This window comes from Algoriphagus iocasae (genome assembly GCF_014206875.1).
In the GTDB taxonomy this organism is placed as follows: Bacteria; Bacteroidota; Bacteroidia; order Cytophagales; family Cyclobacteriaceae; genus Algoriphagus; species Algoriphagus iocasae.
In genome coordinates, this window is record NZ_JACIJO010000003.1 from 1,005,512 (window position 1) to 1,029,670 (window position 24,159).

General features: G+C 38.3%; 24 protein-coding genes. 11 read left to right on the forward strand and 13 right to left on the reverse strand.

The features are described from left to right. Nucleotides 1–34: 34 nt before the first annotated feature. Complete coding sequence (locus FHS59_RS18505; protein WP_184496866.1) at nt 35–841, reverse strand: 3'-5' exonuclease; 807 nt, start codon at nt 839–841, stop codon at nt 35–37. A 58-nt stretch (nt 842–899) separates the two neighbouring features. Further along, a complete protein-coding gene (locus FHS59_RS18510) occupies nt 900–2,255 on the reverse strand; it encodes a UDP-N-acetylmuramate--L-alanine ligase (protein ID WP_184496867.1) in 1,356 nt (451 codons plus the stop codon). Between the two features lie 137 nt (nt 2,256–2,392). Here FHS59_RS18510 and FHS59_RS18515 point away from each other — a divergent pair, with 137 nt between their 5' ends. The 3 genes from FHS59_RS18515 to FHS59_RS18525 all read left to right on the forward strand — a co-directional run bounded on the left by FHS59_RS18515 (nt 2,393) and on the right by FHS59_RS18525 (nt 5,763). Then, entirely contained in the window at nt 2,393–3,085 is a 693-nt protein-coding gene (locus FHS59_RS18515; RefSeq protein WP_184496870.1) for a lycopene cyclase domain-containing protein, read from the forward strand. Between the two features lie 92 nt (nt 3,086–3,177). After that, nucleotides 3,178–4,755: a replicative DNA helicase gene (gene dnaB, locus FHS59_RS18520; protein WP_184496872.1), complete on the forward strand. Its 1,578-nt coding sequence runs from the start codon at nt 3,178–3,180 to the stop codon at nt 4,753–4,755. Between the two features lie 9 nt (nt 4,756–4,764). Next, nucleotides 4,765–5,763 (forward strand): quinone oxidoreductase family protein, encoded by a 999-nt coding sequence (locus tag FHS59_RS18525; protein ID WP_184496874.1) that lies wholly within the window; start codon nt 4,765–4,767, stop codon nt 5,761–5,763. Here FHS59_RS18525 and FHS59_RS18530 read toward each other — a convergent pair. Further along, nucleotides 5,760–6,245: a hypothetical protein gene (locus tag FHS59_RS18530; protein WP_184496876.1), complete on the reverse strand. Its 486-nt coding sequence runs from the start codon at nt 6,243–6,245 to the stop codon at nt 5,760–5,762. The genes FHS59_RS18525 and FHS59_RS18530 overlap by 4 nt on opposite strands. An 89-nt stretch (nt 6,246–6,334) precedes the next feature. Here FHS59_RS18530 and FHS59_RS18535 point away from each other — a divergent pair, with 89 nt between their 5' ends. Then, a complete protein-coding gene (locus tag FHS59_RS18535) occupies nt 6,335–7,507 on the forward strand; it encodes a patatin-like phospholipase family protein (protein ID WP_184496878.1) in 1,173 nt (390 codons plus the stop codon). A 2-nt stretch (nt 7,508–7,509) separates the two neighbouring features. Here the strand turns inward: FHS59_RS18535 and FHS59_RS18540 are convergent, their stop codons facing one another. Continuing rightward, nucleotides 7,510–7,842 carry a tetratricopeptide repeat protein gene (locus FHS59_RS18540; protein WP_184496880.1) on the reverse strand — a complete coding sequence of 111 codons (333 nt, stop codon included), beginning with the start codon at nt 7,840–7,842 and terminating at the stop codon, nt 7,510–7,512. Nucleotides 7,843–7,916: 74 nt separating this feature from the next. On the opposite strand from FHS59_RS18540, the gene FHS59_RS18545 reads away from it, so the two are divergent. The 4 genes from FHS59_RS18545 (at nt 7,917) to FHS59_RS18560 (ending at nt 11,628) form a co-directional block, all read left to right on the forward strand. Then, entirely contained in the window at nt 7,917–8,654 is a 738-nt protein-coding gene (locus tag FHS59_RS18545; RefSeq protein WP_184496882.1) for an electron transfer flavoprotein subunit beta/FixA family protein, read from the forward strand. 35 nt (nt 8,655–8,689) lie between these two features. After that, nucleotides 8,690–9,658, forward strand: a complete 969-nt coding sequence (locus tag FHS59_RS18550; RefSeq protein WP_184496884.1) for an electron transfer flavoprotein subunit alpha/FixB family protein — start codon at nt 8,690–8,692, stop codon at nt 9,656–9,658. A 5-nt stretch (nt 9,659–9,663) separates the two neighbouring features. Next, nucleotides 9,664–10,260 carry a bifunctional nuclease family protein gene (locus FHS59_RS18555; protein WP_184496886.1) on the forward strand — a complete coding sequence of 199 codons (597 nt, stop codon included), beginning with the start codon at nt 9,664–9,666 and terminating at the stop codon, nt 10,258–10,260. 81 nt (nt 10,261–10,341) lie between these two features. Further along, entirely contained in the window at nt 10,342–11,628 is a 1,287-nt protein-coding gene (locus tag FHS59_RS18560; protein WP_184496888.1) for a NupC/NupG family nucleoside CNT transporter, read from the forward strand. A 1-nt stretch (nt 11,629) separates the two neighbouring features. Here FHS59_RS18560 and FHS59_RS18565 read toward each other — a convergent pair whose 3' ends face one another. The 6 genes from FHS59_RS18565 to FHS59_RS18590 all read right to left on the reverse strand — a co-directional run bounded on the left by FHS59_RS18565 (nt 11,630) and on the right by FHS59_RS18590 (nt 19,754). Beyond that, nucleotides 11,630–13,105, reverse strand: coding sequence for a M28 family peptidase (locus FHS59_RS18565; RefSeq protein ID WP_184496890.1), 1,476 nt, complete (start codon nt 13,103–13,105; stop codon nt 11,630–11,632). Between the two features lie 57 nt (nt 13,106–13,162). Then, nucleotides 13,163–13,867, reverse strand: a complete 705-nt coding sequence (locus tag FHS59_RS18570; protein ID WP_184496892.1) for a pseudouridine synthase — start codon at nt 13,865–13,867, stop codon at nt 13,163–13,165. A 50-nt stretch (nt 13,868–13,917) separates the two neighbouring features. Then, nucleotides 13,918–15,129 (reverse strand): tRNA 2-thiouridine(34) synthase MnmA, encoded by a 1,212-nt coding sequence (gene mnmA, locus FHS59_RS18575; protein ID WP_184496894.1) that lies wholly within the window; start codon nt 15,127–15,129, stop codon nt 13,918–13,920. Between the two features lie 175 nt (nt 15,130–15,304). After that, complete coding sequence (gene ggt / locus FHS59_RS18580; protein WP_184496896.1) at nt 15,305–17,020, reverse strand: gamma-glutamyltransferase; 1,716 nt, start codon at nt 17,018–17,020, stop codon at nt 15,305–15,307. Next, nucleotides 17,020–19,392 (reverse strand): S9 family peptidase, encoded by a 2,373-nt coding sequence (locus FHS59_RS18585; protein WP_184496898.1) that lies wholly within the window; start codon nt 19,390–19,392, stop codon nt 17,020–17,022. The genes ggt and FHS59_RS18585 overlap by 1 nt, the downstream gene beginning before the upstream one ends. A gap of 26 nt (nt 19,393–19,418) precedes the next feature. After that, nucleotides 19,419–19,754: an Hpt domain-containing protein gene (locus FHS59_RS18590; RefSeq protein WP_184496900.1), complete on the reverse strand. Its 336-nt coding sequence runs from the start codon at nt 19,752–19,754 to the stop codon at nt 19,419–19,421. A 386-nt stretch (nt 19,755–20,140) separates the two neighbouring features. Here FHS59_RS18590 and FHS59_RS18595 point away from each other — a divergent pair, with 386 nt between their 5' ends. Together FHS59_RS18595 and FHS59_RS18600 are read left to right on the forward strand one after the other, a co-directional pair. Then, nucleotides 20,141–20,614 carry a DUF2452 domain-containing protein gene (locus FHS59_RS18595; protein ID WP_184496902.1) on the forward strand — a complete coding sequence of 158 codons (474 nt, stop codon included), beginning with the start codon at nt 20,141–20,143 and terminating at the stop codon, nt 20,612–20,614. Further along, complete coding sequence (locus tag FHS59_RS18600; protein ID WP_184496904.1) at nt 20,607–21,251, forward strand: DUF7255 family protein; 645 nt, start codon at nt 20,607–20,609, stop codon at nt 21,249–21,251. The genes FHS59_RS18595 and FHS59_RS18600 overlap by 8 nt, the downstream gene beginning before the upstream one ends. Nucleotides 21,252–21,257: 6 nt before the next feature. Here the strand turns inward: FHS59_RS18600 and FHS59_RS18605 are convergent, their stop codons facing one another. Together FHS59_RS18605 and FHS59_RS18610 are read right to left on the reverse strand one after the other, a co-directional pair. Next, nucleotides 21,258–21,875: a deoxynucleoside kinase gene (locus FHS59_RS18605; RefSeq protein WP_184496906.1), complete on the reverse strand. Its 618-nt coding sequence runs from the start codon at nt 21,873–21,875 to the stop codon at nt 21,258–21,260. Between the two features lie 11 nt (nt 21,876–21,886). Then, on the reverse strand, nt 21,887–22,777 hold the full coding sequence (locus FHS59_RS18610) for a 3-hydroxybutyryl-CoA dehydrogenase (protein ID WP_184496908.1): 891 nt from the start codon (nt 22,775–22,777) through the stop codon (nt 21,887–21,889). 171 nt (nt 22,778–22,948) lie between these two features. Between FHS59_RS18610 and FHS59_RS18615 the strand changes: the two genes are divergently transcribed. After that, nucleotides 22,949–23,785 (forward strand): CvfB family protein, encoded by an 837-nt coding sequence (locus tag FHS59_RS18615; protein ID WP_184496910.1) that lies wholly within the window; start codon nt 22,949–22,951, stop codon nt 23,783–23,785. On the opposite strand, the gene FHS59_RS18620 is transcribed toward FHS59_RS18615, so the two are convergent. After that, nucleotides 23,778–24,137 carry an arsenate reductase family protein gene (locus FHS59_RS18620; RefSeq protein ID WP_184496912.1) on the reverse strand — a complete coding sequence of 120 codons (360 nt, stop codon included), beginning with the start codon at nt 24,135–24,137 and terminating at the stop codon, nt 23,778–23,780. The two genes, FHS59_RS18615 and FHS59_RS18620, sit on opposite strands and share 8 nt — an antisense overlap. Nucleotides 24,138–24,159 lie beyond the last annotated feature (22 nt).

Sequence of the window (24,159 nt, forward strand, 5' to 3'; positions counted from 1 at the left end):
TAAAACCCGGAAGAATCACTTCCGGGTTTATTTTTTATCTATTTGAGAAGCCTCTAAGTTTTACCTGAGTCAATTTCCTTTTTGTATCCAAAGGAAAATCCCCACGCATCATCCAATCATAATATCCTGGCTCTTCCTTAAAAACCTGTTCGATTGGCTTTCCTTTATGTTTCCCAAAATTGAAGACTTCTTCTCCCTGAGAGTTAAAAACAAACCGACCTGCAAGGTCAACCATTTTTTCATTGACCAGATCATGAATTTTCTTCATGTCATTTTCAAACACTCCAAGTTTATTTCCTTGTAAGTCGATAGCTTCTTCCCCTTGATAGCGTTCTACCTGCGCTCTAAAAACATCCATAGTAGCCAATGTATCTGCTTCGGCGCTGTGGGCATTTTCCAAAGTCTTTCCACAATAAAACTTGTAAGCAGCAGTAAGATTTCTTTTTTCCATCAGATGAAAAATCTTTTGGGCATCAAGAAGATTACGCTTATCCAAGTCAAATTCAATTCCTGCTCTCAAAAATTCTTCAACAAGTAAAGGGATATCATATTTCAAGACATTGAAACCAGAGAGATCAGACTGACCGATAAACTGATGCACTTCTTTGGAGATTTCCTTAAAAGTTGGTTCGTTTTTCACATCCTTATCATATAAGCCGTGGATAAGAGATGCCTCTAGCGGGATTGGAATTCCCGGATTTACCCTTCTCGTATATATTTCCTGTCCTCCATCAATGGTTAATTTAACAATGGATATTTCCACAATTCTATCTGTGGAAATATTGGTGCCCGTAGCCTCCAAATCAAAAAATGCAATGGAGTTTTTGAGATTTAATTTCATTCTATCTTTTTGTTTTTCCTTACAAAGGGTGTCAATGCAAAGAATTTAATGTTTCAATTTACTTGAATTTAGCTTTTAATTCTTCCAAATCCATATTGTCATAGTTTCCAGAAGACATAAGAAGCAAATTCGTTTTTGAATAATCTTGTTGTAGCAAGTACTCTTTAAGCTTTTGACTATCGGTAAACAAAATTAAATCAGGTCTTTTAAAACCATCCCTTAACGATTCCTCATCCAGAACTTCCAGTTTTTTTAAGGCAGCCGCATGAGGGTTTAAATAAATGATTGAAATGTCTGCCGAATCCATCGATCCTTCATAGTTAGGAAGGAACTCTTTGTTTAAAGAAGAATAAGTGTGCAATTCCTGAACGGCAATTAAGGTTCTTTCTGGGAATTGGGATTTGACAGCATTGACAGTTGCTTTCAATTTAGAAGGAGCATGGGCAAAATCTCGATAGAGGCAGGCATTATCATTTCCGGCGATTAATTCCTGTCTCTTGGCTGCACCTTTGAAACTTTGGATAGATTCGTAGAATTGCTCTTTTGTCAAACCTAAAGCAAGACAGATGTCCAGAGCACCCTGAAGATTTTGAAGGTTGTGTTCTCCAAAAATGAAAATTGGAATCATCCCAACTTCAGTTTTTAAGTAGGTTTTACCACTTTCGATTGTTGCTGCGTGAGCTTTATAAGGAGTTTTTTTGGCTTTGATCTCTAGTGCTTCAGCTGCAACTTTTACCAATTGATCTGCTTCACAATAGATTAATTCACCATCGTCTGGTGTTGTCTCCATGAATTTCCTGAACTGATCCTTGTACTCGCCAAAATCTGGGAAGACATTGTAATGATCCCAGGCGATACCAGATACCAAGGCAATGTTATGCTTGTAATGGAAAAATTTGGGAGTTCTGTCCAATGGAGAAGTAAGGTATTCATCTCCTTCAATTATTATTATTGGTGCATCCGATAATCTAACCATCAAATCAAAACCTTCGATTTGGGCACCTACCAGGTAATCAAAATCGATTTTTTGATCTTTCAGAACATGCAAAATGATCGATGTGATGGATGTTTTGCCATGAGATCCGGCAATGACTACCCGGTTTTTATCCTTGCTTTGATTAAAAATAAACTCAGGAAACGAGTAAACTGGGATTCCTAAATCTTGTGCTTTTTCCAACTCAGGATTATCTATCCGGGCATGCATGCCTAAAATAATCCCATCCAGATCTTCGGTGATTTTTTCAGGAAACCAACCATATTCCTTTGGTAAAATTCCGGCTTTGGATAATCTGGATTTAGAAGGTTCATAAATTTCATCGTCAGATCCGCTGACATGATATCCTTTCTCTACGAGTGCCAATGCCAAATTATGCATCACCGCACCTCCAATAGCTATGAAATGATAGTTCTTCATATAGTTGGGTTTAGTTCTTCGATTTATAGTCAAACTTAAAAAGAAATTTGGCTGCATCGATTTATATGGATTCTTAAATCCTACAATTTTTTAAGGATGGTACATTTTATTTATTTTCATTACGGAATTTTGACTTTATGTTAGACGATAAATACGCGTATTTAATCCTCGCCTTATTGTATATGGTGCCTTGGTTTATAGTGTATTTGAAAAGCCCTTGGAGAAATGGAATGATTAAAGTCGGCTTAGCTGGAGGACTGATGGGGATTGTCGCGGAAGTCTGGTATTTCAGGGATTACTGGCGACCGCCAACACTCCTAGGTGAAGGAGTTGTCGGTTTGGAAGATTACATCATAGGTTTTGCCCTATTTGGAGTGGGGGGATATATTTATTCGTCTTTTACCAAGCGGGAAATCGATTATTCAAAAGTTTCTAAACCCATCAATAAGGAATTTATTTATCTTTTTTTATTAGCATGTATTTGCCTGACTGTGTTTAGTATAGGGTTTGGAATTCATTCTGGATATGTAACTTTCTTGATTTTTCTATGCCTTTCTGTCTACATCTGGATCAAAAGACCAGATTTAATTCAATTATCTTTGATTTCGGCTTTTGCCACCTTGGGTATTTCTTTGCTGATTTATTACATCAATTTTAATTTATTATTTCCGCACTATTGGGATACCTATGGGATGTTAAATCAACCTATTTTAGGATTTAAAATATTCAATATCCCCCTTTCTGAGATGATATGGCATTTCTCATGGGCAATGCTTTGTAGCATGTTCAGAGGATTTAGAAATGGAGTATATTATAAATCACCCAATTAGATCCGAGGCTTGATTTTTGTGGCTTATCGATGTTGATAAGTCTGGCAAAACTTGTTTAAAACTCATGGTCAGAAGACCATACATTTGTTAATATGACTGAAAAAAGTACCAATCCCCGAATTGCACGTAAACACCCTGCTCCAGCTACTCCTAATATGATGGGGAAAGTTCCTCCTCAGGCGGTAGATTTGGAAGAAGCTGTTCTTGGAGCATTGATGCTCGAGAAAGATGCTTTGACGAATGTTATTGACATTTTGAAGGTGGAGAGTTTCTATAAAGATTCTCACCAGGTGATTTTTCAGGCAATTTTGGATTTGTTTACTGATAGTCAGCCAATTGATTTATTGACCGTAACGAATCAGCTTCGTAGAAATGGGACTTTGGAGATAGCAGGTGGCGCGTTTTATGTGACCGAATTGACCTCTAAAGTTGCTTCGGCTGCGAATATTGAATACCACGCTAGAATCATCACTGAACAGTCCATTAAGCGGGAAATGATCCGTATTTCTTCGGAAATCCAAAAAGATGCCTATGAAGACACTACGGATGTTTTTGAGCTTTTGGATAAAATGGAGCAGTCACTTTTTGAGATTTCGGAGAAAAATATCAGGAAAAACTATTCCGATATGAAATCGATTATGCGTGAGGCCATTATAGAATTGGAGTCAAGAAGAGATCAAAAAGATGGTCTGACAGGTGTTCCTTCCGGTTTTACTGCTTTGGATAGAGTTACTTCTGGATGGCAAAAATCTGATTTAGTGATTATTGCGGCTCGTCCTGCTATGGGTAAGACGGCCTTTGTTCTATCAGTATTGAGAAATGCTGCGGTGGACCACAATAAACCGGTAGCTATATTCTCTCTCGAGATGTCTTCAGTCCAATTGGTTAATCGTTTGATAAGTTCGGAGGCAGAATTAGATTCAGAAAAAATTAAAAAAGGATCCTTGGAGGAGCATGAATGGGCTCAGCTAGTCCATAAAACGGCGAAACTTTCCAAAGCTCCTTTGTTTGTAGATGATACACCGGCTTTGTCCATTTTGGAACTTCGTGCAAAATGTAGAAAGCTAAAAGCTCAACATGACATTCAGATGATCGTGATTGATTACCTGCAGTTGATGTCAGGTGATTCCAAAGGCGGAGGTGGCGGAAACCGTGAACAGGAAATCGCGAGTATTTCCCGGGCATTGAAAAAAATCGCGAAAGAATTGAGTGTTCCGGTAATTGCACTTTCTCAGCTTTCCAGAGCTGTAGAAACCAGAGGAGGAGATAAGCGACCACAGCTTTCCGATTTGAGGGAATCAGGAGCCATAGAGCAGGATGCGGATATGGTAATGTTCCTTTATCGTCCTGAATATTATGGTATTACTGAAGATGAGGATCATAATTCAACTCAAGGAGTTGGTGAAGTTATTATTGCAAAACACAGAAATGGTTCTTTGGATACGGTTAAACTTCGATTTATTGGTCGTTATACGAAGTTCCAGGATTTGGATCATTTCGGATCTCCGGCGATGAATCAGCCCGTATACGCTTCAAATTTCTCTAAACAATCCTCAGGAGTTTCTTCTTTTGATTCTGGTCAAACCATCAAAATGCAGAGTAAAGCAAATTCTGATTTTGATGATACCGACGATTTATTGAATCGTCCAAATTCTCCAGTCGACTTTTAAATCCTTCTAATGAAAGCTATTACCCTTGACAGTAAATCGCCAAGCAAGTTGTCTTTGACTCAAGTTCAAGAAAGAGTATTGGAGTTTGGTGAAGTTAAAGTTTCTATTCGTGCAGCTGCTTTAAACCATCGAGACGAATGGTGCAGAAAAGGATTATATCCAAATATTCAAGATGGAATTATCCTTGGTTCTGATGGGGCAGGAGTTGTAGAAGAAGTGGGGGATGGAGTAGATCTTGCTTGGGTCGGAAAAGAAGTGATTATAAATCCAGCTATCAACTGGGGTCAGGATCAAAAGGCTCAAAGCAAGGAATTTGAGATTTTGGGAATGCCAAGAAATGGTACGTTGGCAGAAAAGGCTATTGTTCCAGCTGACCGATTGGTTTTGAAACCGGAGCATTTAAGCTTTGAAGAGGCGGCGGCCTTACCACTTGCTGGATTGACGGCTTACCGAGCTTTATTTTATCATGGACAAGTGAAGCATGGCGAAAAGGTATTGATTACTGGTTTTGGAGGTGGGGTAGCTCAGTTTGCATTTCAATATGCTTTGGCTGCTGGAGCAGAAGTTTTTGCAAGTAGCAGTAGCAAAGAAAAACGATCAGTGGCTACCAAACTCGGAGCGGAAGATGTCTTTGATTATTCAGAAAAAGATTGGGCAGAAAAGGCTCTAAAATCCAGTGGAGGAATTGATTTAATTATTGATAGTGCTGCTGGGAATACTTTCAATGATTTGCTTCAAGTGTTGAATCCCGGGGGAAGGCTAATTTTTTATGGAGCGACTCGAGGAAATATCAGTGAACTTAATGCCCGAAAAATTTTCTGGAACCAATTGAAGATTCAAGGAACTACGATGGGTTCTGATCAGGATTTTGAAGAAATGGTTCAGTTTGTAAAGGAGCAGGAAATCAAACCTCTAATCGATCAGGTGTTTCCATTTACGGATTGTGACAAGGCTTTTGATAGAATGAAAGATGGAAAGCAACTAGGCAAAATTGTGTTGGTGCCTTAGGCTTTCTCGTAAGTCTCCCCAAATTCCTTTTTTGCAATTCTGTAAATCTCGTTTTTTTCTGGCGGGACTACCAAAAAATCGCCTACTCTTAGAAGGGTTAATTCCTTCCAAGGAGCTTGAAATTCCATTTTCTCATCTTTAGTGAAATGGCTCAAATTTTCAATTTTGACCTCAATGGCGATGATTTTTCCTTTAGGTTGATAGCTACCCCATCCATTCTCCAAGGATTGGATCAGTGTGTATTTTTTTTCAAAGACATCTGGTTTTACCAGGTATTGCTCTGAAGAAGAAGTTTGATTTTCTACTAACCAATCACCTTTTTCAGCTTTGTTTTTGGTCTCATCCCCATCATTGGTTCTCGTGATTATTACAACTCCTGGAACAGCTTTTTTAGCTTTTATAAGGCTCTTTTTTTGATAGATAGAGCCTTTTTCTTCTAAAATTGGTAAAAAATGATTTAACATTTCTTGCTGAGTGATCATAGGAAAAATCTATTTTTTGAAGGGATGAAAATTCAATTTAGTAAATTGATAGGCAAATCTTTTCTTATTCATTTTCAAATTTAATTTTTATGAAAACTCTAGCCCAAAAATTTGAATCAACAGGACCTAAAAGAATACTTGCATTGGATGGCGGAGGAATCCGTGGCGCACTTTCTTTAGGTTACCTTAAACATCTCGAAAATCATTTAAGAAAACAACATCAAAATGATCAGCTACTGTTATCGGATTATTTTGATATGATTGGAGGAACCAGTACTGGGTCGATTATTGCGGCAGCTTTGGCCATCGGAATGTCAGTCGATGAAATCAAGCAGAAATACTTTGAGCTTGGAACCAAGATTTTTGGAAAGAAATATAAATGGTTTAAAATATTTGAAATAGATGATCTTCTAAAAGCAAAATACGATGACAAGGCTTTGGTGTCCGAGTTGCAAAATGTTTTTGGAGATGTCCTCTTAGGAGATCAGGAAAAGATCAAAACAGCTTTGGTTATTGTGGCAAAAAGAGCAGATACGAATAGTGTTTGGCCACTAAATAATCATCCCAAGGGAAAGTTTTACGACACAGAAAAAGGAGATAACAGGTCTATTCCTGTTTGGAAATGTGTAAGAGCAAGCGCTGCTGCACCGACTTATTTTTTACCTCAATCCATTGATGTGGGAGGTGATAATAGTTTTGCAGCATTTGTTGATGGAGGAGTAAGTATGGCGAATAACCCAGCTCTTCAGATGCTGATGGTGGCAACTTTGAAAGGCTTTCCATATCACTGGTCAATGGGAGAAGATAATATGCTGGTGGTTTCAGTTGGCACGGGAATGACCAAATGGAAACGGCTTCCTAAAAAGATCAGCAAAAATACCCTTCTAAATTGGGCTTCAAGCCTTCCGGACATGTTTATGCAGGATGCCAGCTGGCAAAATCAGTTGATGATGCAGTGGCTTTCTAATTCTCCTACATCAATAGAAATTGATCAAGAAGTAGGGATTCTTCAAGATGATATACTGACTGACGAACCTGGAAGAAAGAAAGGGCTGATAAGCTATTTAAGATATAATGTGATTCTGGATGTAGATGAGTTAAATACAAGATTTAAACCATCTAAACCTTACAAACAAGCAGATATTGATGATTTGGCGGCCATGGACAATGCAAAAAACTGTCAGAAATTATTTGATTTGGGCTACCAGGCAGGAGAACAAGAAGTGAAGCTTTCGCATTTTCCGGATAACTTTAAAATTTGATCTCAATCAAAATCGTATTCAAAGCAAAAATTTTGATAGGCATTTTTAAGTTCCTGTAAAGCTTTAATCTCTTGTTGATTTTGGGCTAGTTCTATTCCTTTTTCATAAATCAACTTGGCTTTTGAGATTTCCTCTAAATCTGTGAAAAAGTGTGCTGACGTGTAATAAGTTGGTAAATAGGCCTCAAAGTCCGTTAAAAGCATTTCAAAAAGTTCAGCAGCCTTTATAGTATCAGTTTTACTGTACTCCAAAGCAAGCGCATACCAATTGAACGGGTTTTCCGGTTCTTCTTTTGAGAATTGTTTGAATAGCTCCAAACGGTCTAAATTGCCCATCAATAGTTTTTTTAATTTGCTCTATACTGTTAATTTCACACGAAATAAATCTAAAATAAACTAATTCTAAACCAATGAAGATTCTTGTTTGTATCACACATGTTCCGGATACGACCTCAAAGATTCAGTTTACTGCCGATAATACAAAATTCGATACCACTGGAGTTCAATTCATAATAGGACCTTATGATGATTATGCGTTGGCTAGAGCAGTTGAATTGAGAGATCAGACTGGAGGTAAATTGACCGTATTAAATGTTGGGGAGTCAGAGACAGAGCCTACTTTAAGAAAAGCATTAGCTATTGGTGCTGACGAGGCGATTAGGGTTAATTCCAATCCAAAAGATTCATTTTTCGTTTCCAAGCAAATTGCTCACTATGCAAAAGAAGGTGGCTACGACTTGATTTTGATGGGAAGAGAATCCATTGATTTTAACGGAGGAATGGTTCACGGTATGGTCGGGGAACTTCTAGGTATGCCTTCCTTCTCGCCAGTGATGAAGCTGGATGTAGATGGCACTAAAGTGACCATGGCCAGAGAAATAGAAGGAGGAAAAGAGACATTGGAAGCTAATTTGCCTTTGATCGCTGGATGTCAAGAACCGATTGCTGAGTGGAAAATTCCAAATATGAGAGGGATTATGTCTGCAAGGACAAAACCATTGAATGTGGTTGAAGCAGTATCTGATGAAACACAGGCTGTTGCCACATCCTATGAATTGCCTCCGGCAAAAGGAGCTGTTAAATTAATCGATAAAGATAATGTAGCAGAGCTCGTTAAGCTTCTAAAAAACGAAGCAAAAGTGCTTTAATAAATTGTCTTTAAAAATTTAAAAATCAAGATATTATGTCAATATTAGTATATATAGAGCAATCAGAAGGAAAAGTAAAAAAGACCAGTTTAGAAGCTGTTTCTTTTGCTGCTGCTCTGGCGGCTCAAACAGGAGAAGGAGATGTTGTGGCTGTAGCACTTGGTTCTATTGATGATCAGGAACTAGCTACAGTAGGTACTGCTGGTGCAGCAAAAGTATTGCATGCTGGTGATTCTAGATTAGATGCAGGGTTAATTCAAGCGCATGCTTCAGCTATTGCTCAGGCATTTTCTAAAGTGGGAGCAAAGACTCTGGTTTTAGCGAAGTCCTCATTAGGTGATGCTGTTGCAGCAAGACTTGCTATTAAATTGAATGCCGGTTTGGTTTCCAATGTTGTTGCTCTTCCTGATACCACTTCTGGATATAAAGTTAAGAGAAGCATATTTACAGGGAAAGCTTTTGCTGAAACTGAACTAACTACAGAGAATAAGATTTTGGCAGTTAAGAAAAACTCTATTGATCTTAAAACTGATGGAGCTCCAGCTTCTGTTGAATCTTTTGAAGTAGAACTTGCAGATTCTGATTTTGCATCAAAAATCACTGCGACAGAAAGAGCAACTGGCGAAGTATTGCTTCCTGAAGCTGATATTGTCGTGTCCGGAGGTAGAGGGATGAAAGGAGCTGAAAACTGGGGAATGTTAGAGGAATTGGCAAAAACTTTAGGCGCAGCTACTGGATGTTCCAAGCCAGTTTCCGATATTGGATGGAGACCACACCATGAGCACGTGGGTCAAACAGGCGTAAAAGTAGCTCCAAGTTTATACATTGCAATAGGAATTTCAGGAGCGATTCAACATCTTGCAGGAGTGAATTCTTCGAAATGCATTGTCGTGATCAACAAAGATCCGGAAGCACCCTTTTTTAAAGCTGCGGATTATGGAATTGTAGGAGATGCATTTGAAGTGGTACCAAAACTTACAGAAGCGTTAAAAGCTGAATTATAATTTTTGTGGAAAAACTAGTAGAACTGGAGATTTTAGGTTTGTCATCTAACCATTCCCAATCAGGGTCATTTACTCTGGTAATGGGGGAGGTTCATGGGAGTAGAAGGTTGCCAATTGTAATAGGAATGTTTGAGGCTCAGGCGATTGCAATTGAGATTGAGAAGATTATTCCCAATAGGCCCATGACTCATGACTTGTTTAAGTCTTTTGCGAATAGCTTTAATTTTGAAATAGATAAAATTATTATTTCTGACATGAAGGAAGGCGTGTTTTATGCCAAAATTCAATGCCATAACAAGACTTCAGAAGTAGAAATTGACTCTAGACCATCTGATGCGATTGCAATAGCTGTACGCTTTGATTCTCCGGTTTTTTGCTCTGAAAAGGTGATGTCTGAAGCTTCTATCGAATTTTCAGAAGAAGAAAAGAAAGAAGAAAAATCTTCGACAAAGCCATCCTCTCAAAAGACTAGTTCCAAAAAAGAGAATTCACTGAAAGATTTCACACTTGACAAATTAAATCAGATGCTGGATAAGGCGATCAGTAATGAAGATTACGAGAAAGCTGCCAGAATCAGAGATGAAATTAATAAGAGAAATTAATCCTCGATAAGCCTGGATCATTCCAGGCTTTTTTATTGACGCTCACTTGCCTATTTTTGGCTTTCTATTAAACCGCGATTCATGGATTACTTAAGAGGGATCTTAGGACTTGCTGTCATTGTTTTGATAGCTTTTCTTTTTTCTAGTAACAAAAGAAAGATTGACTGGAGATTAGTCGGGATTGGTATCATCTTACAATTAGTATTTGGGTTCTTAATCACCAAAGTCCCAATAGTCGCTGAAGGGTTTTCAATATTGAGTCAGGCATTTGTGAAATTCCTGAGTTTTAGTCGTGATGGAGCCGCGTTTATTTTTGGCGATTTAGCCGGTGACAGTTTCGGATTTATTTTCGCTTTTCAGGTACTTCCAACAATTATCTTCTTCTCCACAGTTTCTGCTGGTTTGTATTATTTAGGAATACTTCAAAAGATTGTATTTGGCATCGCCTGGGTTATGGCAAGAACCATGCGTCTTTCAGGCCCAGAGAGCCTTTCTGCAGCAGGAAATATATTCTTGGGTCAAACTGAAGCTCCACTTTTGGTGCGTCCATTTATACCTCAAATGAGTAAATCTGAATTGATGTGTTTGATGACAGGAGGAATGGCAACGATAGCAGGAGGGGTTTTGGCTGGTTATGTGGCCTTTTTGGGAGGTGATAGTTTAGAAGAGCAAAGTAAGTTTGCAGCTTATCTTCTTGGTGCAAGTATTATGAATGCACCAGCGGCAATTGTGATGTCCAAAATGTTTGTTCCAGAAGCTGAAAAAGAAGTCAAGCAAGATAAATTGGAGGTGAATGAAGAAGCAATGGGCGTCAATTTAATTGATGCGATGTCTATAGGAGCTTCTGAGGGATTAAAACTTGCTTTAAATGTAGGAGCAATGTTATTGGCATTTATAGCTGTTATCGCTGCCGTTAATTATGTTTTGAGTGGATTGATTGGAGAATATACTGGATTGAATTCCTTTGTGGTTTCTAGTACTGGAGGACAGTTTCAAGGTTTCTCTTTGGAATATCTATTTGGACAGGTTTTTAGAGTTTTTGCCTGGGTGATAGGAGTGGAATGGGCTGATACACTTCAAGTGGGAAGCTTGCTAGGTCAGAAAACAGTGATCAACGAATTCGTAGCTTATTTGAGTTTATCAGAAATGAAAGAGTTAGGTTCATTAAGTGCCAAATCAATCGTGATTTCGACTTATGCACTTTGTGGATTTTCAAATTTCAGTTCGATCGCAATTCAGTTGGGAGGAATAAGCATCATAGCCCCTAATCAACAAGGAAACCTGAGCCGTTTGGGACTCAGGTCTCTATTTGCGGCTTCTTTAGCCTGTTTAATGACTGCTACGATTGCCGGAATGTTATTCGGATAAATTAGTTGATTCCATATAATTCTTTTCCTACACTTTCATATTTATCGCCTTCAAACCAAAATGGTTTTTCAGCCATATTGGCAATTTTTTGGGCGGATAAGATGTATGCTTTCCAATATTTCACTGCATAATCCAAGTCGAAAGATTCAACTCCATCTGCTTGCTTGTGGTAATATTTATTGATTTCATCATCAAATGCTGTAAACCCTAAACTGAAAGTAGGAGCGGGAACACCTAATTTGGCAAAATTTACATTGTCAGAACGATCGTATAAACCCTGCTCTGGAGAAGGGTCTGATATGGCTTTTAATCCGATTTCTTCAACAGCTTCAGTAATCAACTGATCTCCCGAAGTTCTTCCCAAACCAATTACCGTGATAATAGATGTATTGTTATATCCTCCATTATCAATGTTGAGATTGAAGATTATATCCTTGATTGGAACCAATGGGTGAGAAGCAAAGTAAGCGCTTCCTAACAAACCCTTTTCTTCTGCAGTCCAAGCAGCTAAAAGGATGGATCTTTTTGGTGGATTTTCTGCAAAGTATTTTGCAGCATTAATCACAGCTACTGTGCCCACAGCATTGTCTCTCGCACCGTTAAAAATAGAATCCCCATTTGCATCTGGTTCACCAACTCCCACATGATCATAATGTGCAGAAAGCATGACATATTCATTTTTTAATTCAGGATCTGTTCCTTCTATCCAAGCCACTACATTTTTTCCTTCTATCGCTTTATTTATCTTTTTCTCAATCTTGAATCTAGCTTCTGTGCTAGAAGCTTTTGACATATTTGACTTGATTTTGTTCTTTGGGTCTTTTATCCAGATATAAGGAAGATCACTTGCTGTTCCTTGATCTACAGCTAATTGAGTTCTGTTCAGGTATCGTGAAACAAGCTGCCAAGGAACAGATGGAATATTAAACATTTCTACAATTGCGACAGCTCCTTTCTCCTGAGCGATTTTTGTCTTTTGAGCGCCAAGAGAAAATAAAGCGCCTGGACTCATTTGATCAGGAGCACCAACACTGGTTACCGCGATTTTTCCATTCAGATCTTTTCCTTCGTAATCTTCTTCCATTCCGAATCCAACATCTACTAGTTCGTAAGTTCCTTCTAAATCATTTCCACTTAGAACCAACAAAGTTTCTCCTTGTGTAAAAGCTTCTCCTGAAATGACGATTTCCCCTGTTTTCGGTGGAGTAGACATCATAAATGGGATGATCTGGAAATAACCTGATGCACCTGGAAGTTGCTTGGCTCCATATTTTTCAAATTCTGAAGCAATATATTTTGCAGCCATTTCTATTTCAGGTCGGATTGGATCGCGTCCTTTTAACTCATCCGAAGCTAAATAGGTGAAATGAGAAATTGCTTCTTCTCTATTGAATTTCTTTTCAACATCTTCTACCTGCGCGTAAGTCAAGGAAGAAAGTGATAAGAGCAGTCCAAGGCTCAATGCTAATTTTTTCATAAGGGGATTTTTTGCTCTTCTAAAGTAAAATAATTTCCCCAAATGAATTCTAATACTTCAATTTTTGGAAAGTTGAAGGTTTAAATCACGTAAGGTTCTTTGAAAATGAGATGGAGGCATACAAGTCAACTTTACTGGCTGACCACCTACAGGATGTGTAAACGAAAGGCTCTGCGCATGTAGCATCAAGTTTTGTAAGCCAAATTCTCGTTCTAAAAAAATATTCTGCTTGTTATCGCCATGTTTTTTGTCTCCAAGTATATAATGCCGAATATGAGCCATATGACGCCTTATCTGATGTGTCCTTCCAGTTTCGGGTTTTACTTCTAAAAGACTATAACGGCTGGTCGGATACCTTCCTGTGCTGTTAAAAGGCATTTCTGATTCTGAAAGAACCTGATAATTTGTCTTTGCTTCCTGCAATCTTCCTGATCGCTCACTTTTTAAGGGATGATCGATTGTACCTTGCAGAATCGCAGGAATTCCCCTGACAATGGTGAGATAGATTTTCTCCATTTCTCTATCAGAAAAGAGGTTTTTTAAAGCTGGTAAGACTTTTTCTTGCTTTGCAAAAAGCAAAACTCCACTTGTTGGTCGGTCTAATCTATGTACAGGATATACATGCTGGCCAATCTGGTCCCGCAATAGTTGTAAGGCAAAAACTGTTTCCTGTGCAGCGATAGAGGTTCGATGGACTAATAAACCAGATGGTTTATTGATTGCGATGAGGTATTCATCTTCAAAAAGGATTTCTAATTCCATCTGGTTGATAAGAAAAGAGCCGAATACGGTCGGCTCTTTATTACTTGTTATTAAAATATTGTTCCCGAACCGATTGACTCTTCTTCGTTGTACCAAGCTACAAATTGTCCGGAGGCAACACCTTTTTGAGGTTCATCAAAAATCACATAAAGACCATTTTCTTTCCGGATCAAAGTTGCCCAGGATAATGGTTGTCTATATCTGATTCTTGATTTGTACCGGGCACTTTCACCAATTCCTAAAGCTAAATCTTCTCGAATCCAATGGATTTGATCTTCTTTGACAAACAACCCATATTTCAATAAACCTGGATGAGTTTCTCCCAAACCGGTGTAAATAACATTCTCCTTTGTGTCTGTTCCGATCACAAATAGGGGCTTTCCTGTTCCTCCCACTTGAAGGCCTTTTCTTTGACCTACAGTGAAATAATGGGCTCCATTGTGCTCTCCAAGGATTTTACCTTGGTCTTGTGAGTAATGAATAGGCATGGAGATCGCATCCAAAGTTTCTTTATCCCAATCTTCTGCTGGAATTCCTGCAGGAATTTTTTGGGACTCATATACTTCTAGATTCTCAGGGATTTGAATGATTTTGCCCTTTTTAGGCTTCAATTGCTGTTGAAGAAAATCAGGAAGTCTCACTTTGCCAATGAAACATAAACCTTGAGAATCCTTTTTATCTGCGGTGATCAAATCCAACTCTTTCGCAATTTTCCTAACCTCAGGTTTTTGCAAATGACCTATAGGGAAAAGCGCTTTGCTCAATTGCTCTTGGTTTAATTGGCATAGAAAATAGCTTTGATCCTTATTAGGATCGGCACCTGCCAATAGCTGATACACTGGCTTTCCATCTACCTCAATTTCACCTTTTTGACAATAATGTCCCGTGGCGACAAAGTCCGCTTTTAGCTTTTGCGCAGCTTTTAAGAAAATATCAAATTTGATTTCACGGTTACAGAGAATGTCTGGATTTGGAGTTCTTCCTGCTTCGTATTCTCCAAACATGTAGTCTACGATTCGTTCTCGGTATTCCTCACTCAGATCGATCGCCTGAAAAGGTATTCCTAACTTCTCAGCCACAAGCATGGCATCAGTGGAATCTTCCATCCATGGACATTCATTCGAAATGGTAACGGACTCATCGTGCCAGTTTTTCATAAACATCCCGATGACTTCATAGCCTTGCTCGAGTAGGAGATGAGCGGCTACGGAACTGTCGACACCTCCTGAAAGGCCGACGACTACTCTAGGTTTTGTTTTCATGTGTTGTAATAATTAATGGATTCAAGGTCCATTAGGTTACAGATGATTAGAAAACTTCAATTGAAACAAATTGGTTCTCTTCGGGCAAAGTTAAGGAATAGGAAAATGAAAAAGGGAAAATGTTTTCTTGTTAGGTAAGAATTCATTTTCCCTTCTAGTCTTGAATTTTAAGTTTTTAAAACCCTACAGCTTTATCGTCTCCTCTAGGATCCGCTCCACCTTCCAATTTTCCGTCAGGCAAAACCAGAATTGCATCGACTTTTCCTATGATTGGATTATTGTTTTCAAGGATGATATATCCCTTAGATTTAAGATTATTCAATAAAGTGGTGTCAAAAGAATCCGGTTCGAAACTGACTACATCTGGAAGCCATTGATGATGGAAACGGGCCGATTCTACCGCTTCTTGCATTCCCATATCAAATTCATAGACATTCAAAATTGTCTGTAAAACTGAAGTGATAATCGTAGATCCACCAGGAGTACCGACTACCATCCATAGTTTTCCATCTCTTTCGACCAAAGTAGGTGTCATGCTGCTCAACATTCTCTTTCCTGCCTGAATGCTATTTGCCTCTGCACCGATTAAGCCAAACATGTTTGGTACGCCTGGTTTGGAGCTGAAATCGTCCATTTCATTATTCATGAAAAAGCCAAGCTCGTCGATGTAGACTTTTGAACCATAGGCACCATTGAGAGTGGTCGTAACCGAAACTGCATTTCCCTCGGCATCGATGATGGAATAATGAGTGGTTTCCATACTTTCTGCAAAAGCAATTTTACCTTCAGCAATATCCTCTGACTTGGTAGCCTGATCAAAAGAGAATGTTTCCATTCTGGATTTCAAATATGATGAATCCATTAATTCTGCTTTTGGAATATCAACAAAATCAGGGTCTCCTAAGAAATAATTACGATCTGCATAAGCTCTTCTTTCTGCTTCTACCAAAAGCTGGATATGCTCCGCACTATGGTGACCAAACTCATTCACAGGATACGGTTCGATCATTCCGAATATCTGAGCCAAGGTAATTCCGCCTGAACTAGGAGGAGCCATGGATATGATTTTCAGATCTTTATAATTGAAAATTATCGGTTCTCTCCATGCTGCTTGATAGCTTGCCAAATCCTCTTCAGTAATAATCCCGCCCATTTCCTGGATATGTTTTGAAAGGATTTTTGCTGTTTCACCTTTGTAAAACTCATCCATTCCTCCTTTGGCTATCCTTTTTAATGTTTCAGCCAAAACAGGGAATTTCAAGGTGTCACCTTCATTCACTTCTTTGGCAAAGTAAGTTTCCGGTCCATTTACCTCAATGAATGTTTCTCTTAATCTTTGGAGTCTATTCGCTTGGTTAGCTGTCGTGACATAACCATTCTCAGCAAGTTCGATGACTGGAGCCAATACTTCTTCAGGATTCAGTTTCCCGAATTTCTTTTGTGCGGTAAAAATCCCTGCAATGGTTCCGGGAACACCAGAAGCCAAAGCTCCTTTCGTACTTAAGCCAGGAATCACATCTCCGTTTTCATCCAGATACATATCAGCAAATGCTGCAGCAGGTGCTTTTTCACGGTAATCCAATGACCCGGTTTCTCCATCTGCCATTCTATATATCATAAATCCGCCACCACCAAGATTCCCTGCAAATGGGTAAATGACCGCAAGTGCCATCTCTGTTGCCATCATCGCATCAAAAGCATTTCCTCCTTTTTTGATGATGTCCAAGCCAATTTTAGATGCCTCTTCCCGAGCAGATACCACCATTGCATTTTCTGCAATAGTTCCAGTGATTTTTGGAGAAGTCTCTTTTTTCTCCTGACAGGAGATTGTTGCAATAAAAAAAGTGGCACCTGCTAAAAAAGCGGATGCCACTCGTACTGATTTAATCATTATTCTTCAAGTAGGGTGGTGTTGAATAATTTTAGAATTCGTTTGTATTCGTCAGTCCAGGAACTTGGCTCTACAAATCCATGATCTTCTACCGGATAAATCGCCATTTCCCAATTGTCTTTCCCAAGCTCTATCAATCTTTGAGAAAGTCTGACAACATCCTGAAAATGGACATTAACATCGACCATTCCATGTGCCATTAACAGATTTCCTTTTAGTCCTTCTGCGAAATAGATTGGACCAGATCTTCTATAGGCAATAGGATCTTCTTCAGGTGTATTCAAAATATTGGAAGTGTATCCATGGTTATAATGTGCCCAGTCAGTTACAGATCTTAATGCAGCTCCTGATTTAAACACATCTGGCGCGTTAAATAGAGCCATCAAAGTGATAAATCCACCATAACTTCCTCCATAAATACCGATTCTGTCTGCATCAACACCTTGAGTAGAAACAAGATATTTAGCACCATCTACCTGATCAGAAAGGTCTTTTCCTCCCATATGACGGTAGATTCCTGTTCTCCAGTCTCTACCATATCCAGCACTTGCTCGGTAGTCAATATCCAAAACGGTGTAACCTAGATCAGTTAATAAATTATGGAACATGTATTCTCTGAAATAGCTGCTCCACCATTTATGCACATTCTGAAGGTATCCAGCTCCGTGTACGAAAATGACAGCAGCTCCATTTTTCTTAGAAGGATCTGGGCTATACAATCTAGCCGGTACCTGAGCCCCGTCTTCTGCAGTGAATTTTACAATTTCAGGATCTCTCCAGTTATAGGATTTGAATTCCTCAGATTGTCCAGAAGTTAATTGGGTTGGTTTTGCTCCAACTTTATTGTCCTGAATATAAAGTTCTGTTGGCTTGTTACTATAGGAATACAAAATCGCAAGTTTCTTCTCATCTGGAGAAAGAGTTACCTCGTTGTTTCCAGTCATGGATGTAAGCTTCTCCATTTTCCCACCCATGAGAGGCATTTTATAAAAATGTCTTTCACCTGGATCAACTTCTGAAGTGGTCAAGTACCATGATTTCTGATCTTTAGAAATGAATGGATCAAACACCTCGTATTTTCCTGAAGTCAAGGCGGTTTTTTTACCTGACTCTACATCCATAAGGTATAGATGTGAATAACCAGTTTCTTCTGATTGGAAGTAAATGTGTTTATTGTCTGGAAGCCATCCAAGTGTTCCTCCTGAAAAAGACCATCCAATACCTGGACCAGCAATCCATGCTTCATCTCTTTGTCTGTCAAGTGTTTTTAATTCACCGGTTTTTAGGTCAATCAAAGAAATCCATCTGTCTTTATTGTCATTAGATCGGATATTAATAACTGCTTTAGAGCCATCTTGAGAAAAATAAGGCTGTGATAAAATCACCGATCTTTCTTTTTCTTCCCAGGTTTTCTCAGGGTAATCTTTCACATAATCTGGAAGATCTTTGATTCCTGGTAGTTCGGAAGTACTAATGAAATAAACAGTATCTCTCGTTAAATCATAGATTCCTATTTCTACAGTCGTTGGTTCATTTCCCACTTTTGATCGCGCATTCAAATCAGTGGTATAACCAGAAGCATCTACATAATCTGGAACTTTGGTGTTTTTACTTGATCCTCTGTTGTAATAGGCAAAAGTGGCATATTTAGCATCAGGAGAAAGTGAAAGGCTCACAGGGTTTTTTCCATTCGTATAATAAGTAAACTCCTTTTCGGATTGATCAGAAATTGATTCCCGATAAGCTCTACTGGCTTTTTGAGCCTCTTTTCGCTCTCTTACTACTTGAAGAAGGTCGAGATTATCTTTTTCGAGAAAATCTAGATTTTCCGATCCATTATTTGATTTTTTTTCAGCAGGTTTTGATCCGGAATTAATGTTTGTGACTTTCTCTACTTCTTTCGTGGTTCTATTTACAATGAAGATATTTCCATCAGAAACGAATGAAATCAAGTTTTCATCCGCCAAGAAATTCGGATTGGAAAGGTTCTGATACCATTCTAAAACCACTGTTTTAGATTTTTTTGCCAAGTCTTCAACGATAATTTTCTGATCTTCTAAATAAAGTTGTTGGGTTTTGGTACTGTTATAAGAAGAGGAGCTTTTTCTCAAAGAATTTTCCTCTGGCCAATGAACTTTAACTATTTCAGAGGGAGACGAAAGTGAGATTTTATATAATGAATCTGCAGGATCTCCTTCCAGGTTGTACTTGAAATACACTTGCTGACTTGCATCATCCCATCTTACTGAAGAAGGAAAAGTCCCCATCCACTTCGGATCTCTCATAATATACTCCACAGATAAACTGCTTTGAGCATGAAGTTCAAATAGGGCAATAAACAAGAGGGGCAGAAAAAGAAGTTTTCGCTGCATAGTAAATAGAAGGTTGGTTTTAAAATTTATTTTAATGAAATCAAGAAGTCATTTAGCTCTTCGATGATCAGGTTCAGATGGCCTTGCAATGACTTATTCAAATTTTCAGAGGATTCTAAATTTGCTTCGATTTCTTCCAGTAATTTTCTGCTTTTCAGAGCTCCGATATAGCTCATGGTCGGTTTAGCTTTATGACATCTCTTTTTGATCGTGGCAAAATCCTTTTGCTCATAAAACTTATCCAGTTCTTTTAAATCCTTGATATTTGTATCCAAAATGATTTGAATCATCTCCCTCGTCATTTCAGGGTCATCTTCCCCAAAATACTGATAAATAGATTGCTCATTTATGATTTGATACATAGTCGGAATTAAAAGGGTATAAATTGAAAAAACTTCGTTTGGTACACGCTGCTTAAAATTAAAAACAATTTTCAATTTGTTGCTTTCTAAACAAATGCTTTTCCCTGAATTTATAATTTTTCTTAGAATTATTGACCCTTTCAATGTTTGAAGTCAGGATAACTCTTATGATTTATTATGGCTTCTTACCTTACAATCCCTAATTTTGAGCCTGAAAAAAAGGATTGCTTCATCATGAATCGGAACAAGAAGATCTTTCTGGTGTTATTTATAATCTTCATGTTAATTATCGCATGGATTGGTTATGATATTTCTACCCGTACAACATTTCCCGGATCTAAGGGGAATTTGAAGGAGAGAATTACAACAGGAGAAGGAACTGAAAAATGAAAGCTGGTAAAAAGATAAATATTGAGAATCTCGACCTGGATGAAATGAAAGAGAAAATTTCTGAAAATCCAGGTACTCTTCCATATGCCCATCACACAGGGAGTGCCATCGTAAAACCCGAGGATCAAGGCAAAATAACTGGGAGAGCTTTGGCAGCTATGCAAAGCCAAACGGATATACAGATGTCTCAGATTTACCAGCAAATGCAATTATTGGCTGAGCAAGCAAAGGCCATTCAATCTAGAGTTCAGTATTCCGAGCGGATTTATCAAGCTCAGGTTTCTTTCGAACCACTAATTAATCATCATTACTTTTTATATCAGAAAGAGGATGGAACAGATTTTTTGAGCATGATTTCTCCAAACGAATGGGGGAGAAAAAAAGGCTTTGCAAAGTTTTTAGCCGAAGTAAAATTATTAGCAGATCATACTTGGGATATAGTCCAAGAAAATAAATCAACAGATGGATAATCTGATTACCCGCCAACTTGAATCTATTTTAAAAGAAGCGGAATTAGAGTTCGAAAGAGACTTTGAACTGGAATTAAACCCTAAATTTCTTGATGCGAAAGGAAAAACCTGGTTAGAGGAAATCTATTCAGATTTAAGTGGCTTAAATGAATCTCCATTGCTGAAAAAACTGAAGTTTGATTTCAAAATCAATAGAACTTTGGTTCAATACGATGACGAGTTACACTTTAATAGATATCGATTAATTTCCTTTAGGTCAGATTTTTATAGAGAAAATAATGTTCCGTTTCTTGAGACACAGAAGAGATTATGCCGAACTTATGAAAAAGATTGCCTGAAAGCCGGAATGCAATTAAGAGTTTGGAATGGACCTCCTGTTGCCAAGCATAGTTTTGGTGAATCAAATGAACCTGGAGACTTTTCAGGCAATGGTGCTTCAGGTTGGAAATTATTGGCTTATAATGATGCCCAGATTGATATTCAGACAAGAATTCACGGCTACAAACTGATTCGTCTGACTCCTTATGAAACCTTGATGACAGGAGGCTCTTTAAAAAGGCTGGATCAATTGCTAATGAATCCAAAAGAAGAGCAGCGAAAAGTGCTGCTCAACTGGTTTTTAAGAAAATTGGAATAACCTTGATTAACTGAAAAGGCCGAAAATTTCCCTGTTTACTTTTTCTACCACAAATGAGAAATCAGCCGGATTTTCAACAAAATCCAAGTGATTTACATCAATGATCAAAAGCTTTCCTTCCTGATAGTTTTTGATCCACTCTTCGTAATGTTGATTTAGGTTTTTGAGGTAATCAATCCGCATGGTCGTTTCATAACTTCTACCTCGTTTTTCAATCTGCCCGACTAGCTTAGGGATATCTGCTCTTAAATAAATCAACAAATCTGGAGCTTTGACGTGTGCGATCATACTTTCAAATAAACTCTGATAGTTTTCATAATCGCGATCAGTCATTAAACCGCTTTTATGCAGGTTTGCCGCAAAGATGTATGCATCCTCATAGATGGTACGATCCTGAATGAAATCATACTCATTTTCTTGGATCTTCTTGATCTGATTAAATCTGGAATTCAGGAAATAAACCTGTAAATGGAAAGCCCATCGTTTCATATCTGCATAAAAATCAGGCAAATACGGATTGTTGTCTACTGCTTCATATTCAGCTTTCCAACCATAATGTTTAGCAAGCTTTTCAGTAAGCGTCGTCTTCCCGCTTCCAATATTTCCGGAAACTGCGATGTGCATTTGAATTAGGATTAATTGGAAAATCTTGGAGAAACGACCAAATCTTTACTTCCCTTGGTGTATTGATAGAAACCTTCGCCGGTTTTGACTCCTTTAAAGCCAGCTTCTACCATGTTTACCAATAAGGGACATGGAGCATATTTTGGGTTACCAAATCCTTCATGAAGCACTCTTAAAATCGAAAGGCAAACATCCAATCCTATAAAATCTGCTAACTGTAAGGGTCCCATTGGATGTGCCATTCCCAATTTCATTACTGTGTCAATCTCATTGACTCCGGCCACATTCTCATATAAGGTATAAATCGCTTCATTGATCATTGGCATCAAAATTCTATTCGCTACGAAACCTGGATAATCATTTACCTCGACTGGTACTTTTGACAGTTTTCTGGAAAGATCCATGATCAGTGAGGTAGTTTCATCAGAGGTTGCATATCCACGGATTACTTCAATAAGCTTCATCACGGGAACAGGATTCATGAAGTGCATTCCAATTACCTGATGAGGACGCTTGGTGGCAGCGGCAATTTTTGTGATGGAGATAGAGGATGTGTTAGAAGCCAAAATCGTATGTGATGGACATAATTCATCTAATTGGCGAAAAATATCCAATTTGATATTCATGTTTTCAATTGCTGCCTCAATTACCAAATCTGCAGATTCTACCCCTTTTGATAATTCAGTAAAGGTTGAAATATTTGATAGAGCAGTGGTTTTGTCGCTTTCGGTAATCAACTCTTTAGCGACTTGTCTATCTAAATTCTTTTGAATGGTAGAAATCGCTTTATCTAAAAATTCCTGCTTGATGTCTATCAATGATACCTGGTAGCCATGCTGAGCAAAAACATGTGCGATGCCATTTCCCATGGTTCCAGATCCAATAACAGCTATATTTTTCATTTCTCTGTAATTTTTAAGTTAGTATTGGGTTTACGATCGATCCTTAAGTTGGAGGATTATCCAAAACTAGTTCCCTCACTTTCTAATTCCAATTTTTTTTAATTCCAACTCTGACTCTCAATGTCATAAATTCTTCTCTTTCAAAATAGGATTAATGCCTACCTTTGAAGCATGAAAGAACTAGGTTTGATAAGTACACTTCCCATCAATCGATTTACTGATTTCGGAGCATATTTAGCTTTGAGCTCAGGTGAGGAAGTGCTTTTACCCAAAGGGTATTTGCTCGGCGATGAAAAAGAGGGAGAGGAGATTGCCGTATTTGTCTACACAGATAGTGAGGATAGACCTGTAGCTGTTACAGAAAGTCCCAAAGCCTTATTGGATGAGTTTGCTGTTTTAGAAGCCAAGGAAATAGCGCCATTTGGTGCATTTATGGATTGGGGTTTACCAAAGGATTTGTTGGTTCCCAAAGCCGAAATGGGCCAAAATATGGTTCCAGGAAAGAAATATCTGATCAAAGTCTGCATTGATTATCAGACCAATCGACTGATCGGAGTAAATAAATACAGAGATTTTATATCTGAAGCGCCCATTAGCTATGTTCCCGGAACAGAGGTTTCCGGTTTGGTATTCGATAAAACTGACCTTGGATACAAAGTCTTGATTGAGGATAAATACGAAGGATTGGTTTTTGCAAATGAGGTATTTCAACCTTTGGAAGTTGGTGACCTTCGCAAATTCTTTGTGAAGAAAAGAAGGGATGATGGGAAAGTCGATCTTCAGCTTTTACCGGTAGGCAGGGTGAAGTACGATGAAGGAGCCGAATTGATTTTGTCACTTTTAGAGGAAAAAAGCTTTTTGCCACTGCATGACAAATCAGCTCCGGAAGAAATCCAGAGGGAGCTGGGAATGAGTAAAAAGCATTTTAAGCAATGTATTGGTCAACTTTATAAAGCTGGTAAAATCCAGATTTTAGAAAATGGGATTTCTATAAACTCTACTAATTGAGTTTAAAGATATCGCTTGGGGTCTTACATAAAATTGCCTTGTTTCTTAAAATAGCAATGGGAGATTTGATGAGGTGAGGATTTCTAACCAGGATATTCAACCAACTTTCTTCATCCCAATTCTTTCCTGCGATCTTCAACTGGTACTCAGGATGAGCTTTATTCAATAGATCTTTTGCCCGAAGATTTAATTTTAAAAGCATGCTATTCCATTGAGTTGTAGTGATCCTTTCTTTGACCACATCGATTTGATTGATAAACTTTGCTACGCTGTGGGCATATGCTAAAGTCTGCTTATCTATCACCTGGTCAGGGCTATGATAGAAATAAAGTTCTGAAGGGTGCATTTTCATAGGATTTTGGATTTATTGTTAT

Coding starts and splice junctions, on each gene's coding strand:
- FHS59_RS18545 (WP_184496882.1), top strand. CDS start 7,917: ATGAAGATTCTTGTTTGTATCACACATGTTCCGGATACGACCTCAAAG.
- FHS59_RS18560 (WP_184496888.1), top strand. CDS start 10,342: ATGGATTACTTAAGAGGGATCTTAGGACTTGCTGTCATTGTTTTGATA.
- FHS59_RS18595 (WP_184496902.1), top strand. CDS start 20,141: ATGAAAGCTGGTAAAAAGATAAATATTGAGAATCTCGACCTGGATGAA.
- FHS59_RS18510 (WP_184496867.1), bottom strand. CDS start 2,255: ATGAAGAACTATCATTTCATAGCTATTGGAGGTGCGGTGATGCATAAT.
- FHS59_RS18605 (WP_184496906.1), bottom strand. CDS start 21,875: ATGCACATCGCAGTTTCCGGAAATATTGGAAGCGGGAAGACGACGCTT.
- FHS59_RS18610 (WP_184496908.1), bottom strand. CDS start 22,777: ATGAAAAATATAGCTGTTATTGGATCTGGAACCATGGGAAATGGCATC.
- dnaB (WP_184496872.1), top strand. CDS start 3,178: ATGACTGAAAAAAGTACCAATCCCCGAATTGCACGTAAACACCCTGCT.
- FHS59_RS18505 (WP_184496866.1), bottom strand. CDS start 841: ATGAAATTAAATCTCAAAAACTCCATTGCATTTTTTGATTTGGAGGCT.
- mnmA (WP_184496894.1), bottom strand. CDS start 15,129: ATGAAAACAAAACCTAGAGTAGTCGTCGGCCTTTCAGGAGGTGTCGAC.
- FHS59_RS18540 (WP_184496880.1), bottom strand. CDS start 7,842: ATGGGCAATTTAGACCGTTTGGAGCTATTCAAACAATTCTCAAAAGAA.
- FHS59_RS18550 (WP_184496884.1), top strand. CDS start 8,690: ATGTCAATATTAGTATATATAGAGCAATCAGAAGGAAAAGTAAAAAAG.
- FHS59_RS18600 (WP_184496904.1), top strand. CDS start 20,607: ATGGATAATCTGATTACCCGCCAACTTGAATCTATTTTAAAAGAAGCG.
- FHS59_RS18570 (WP_184496892.1), bottom strand. CDS start 13,867: ATGGAATTAGAAATCCTTTTTGAAGATGAATACCTCATCGCAATCAAT.
- FHS59_RS18525 (WP_184496874.1), top strand. CDS start 4,765: ATGAAAGCTATTACCCTTGACAGTAAATCGCCAAGCAAGTTGTCTTTG.
- FHS59_RS18585 (WP_184496898.1), bottom strand. CDS start 19,392: ATGCAGCGAAAACTTCTTTTTCTGCCCCTCTTGTTTATTGCCCTATTT.
- FHS59_RS18590 (WP_184496900.1), bottom strand. CDS start 19,754: ATGTATCAAATCATAAATGAGCAATCTATTTATCAGTATTTTGGGGAA.
- FHS59_RS18535 (WP_184496878.1), top strand. CDS start 6,335: ATGAAAACTCTAGCCCAAAAATTTGAATCAACAGGACCTAAAAGAATA.
- FHS59_RS18530 (WP_184496876.1), bottom strand. CDS start 6,245: ATGATCACTCAGCAAGAAATGTTAAATCATTTTTTACCAATTTTAGAA.
- ggt (WP_184496896.1), bottom strand. CDS start 17,020: ATGATTAAATCAGTACGAGTGGCATCCGCTTTTTTAGCAGGTGCCACT.
- FHS59_RS18565 (WP_184496890.1), bottom strand. CDS start 13,105: ATGAAAAAATTAGCATTGAGCCTTGGACTGCTCTTATCACTTTCTTCC.
- FHS59_RS18615 (WP_184496910.1), top strand. CDS start 22,949: ATGAAAGAACTAGGTTTGATAAGTACACTTCCCATCAATCGATTTACT.
- FHS59_RS18515 (WP_184496870.1), top strand. CDS start 2,393: ATGTTAGACGATAAATACGCGTATTTAATCCTCGCCTTATTGTATATG.
- FHS59_RS18620 (WP_184496912.1), bottom strand. CDS start 24,137: ATGAAAATGCACCCTTCAGAACTTTATTTCTATCATAGCCCTGACCAG.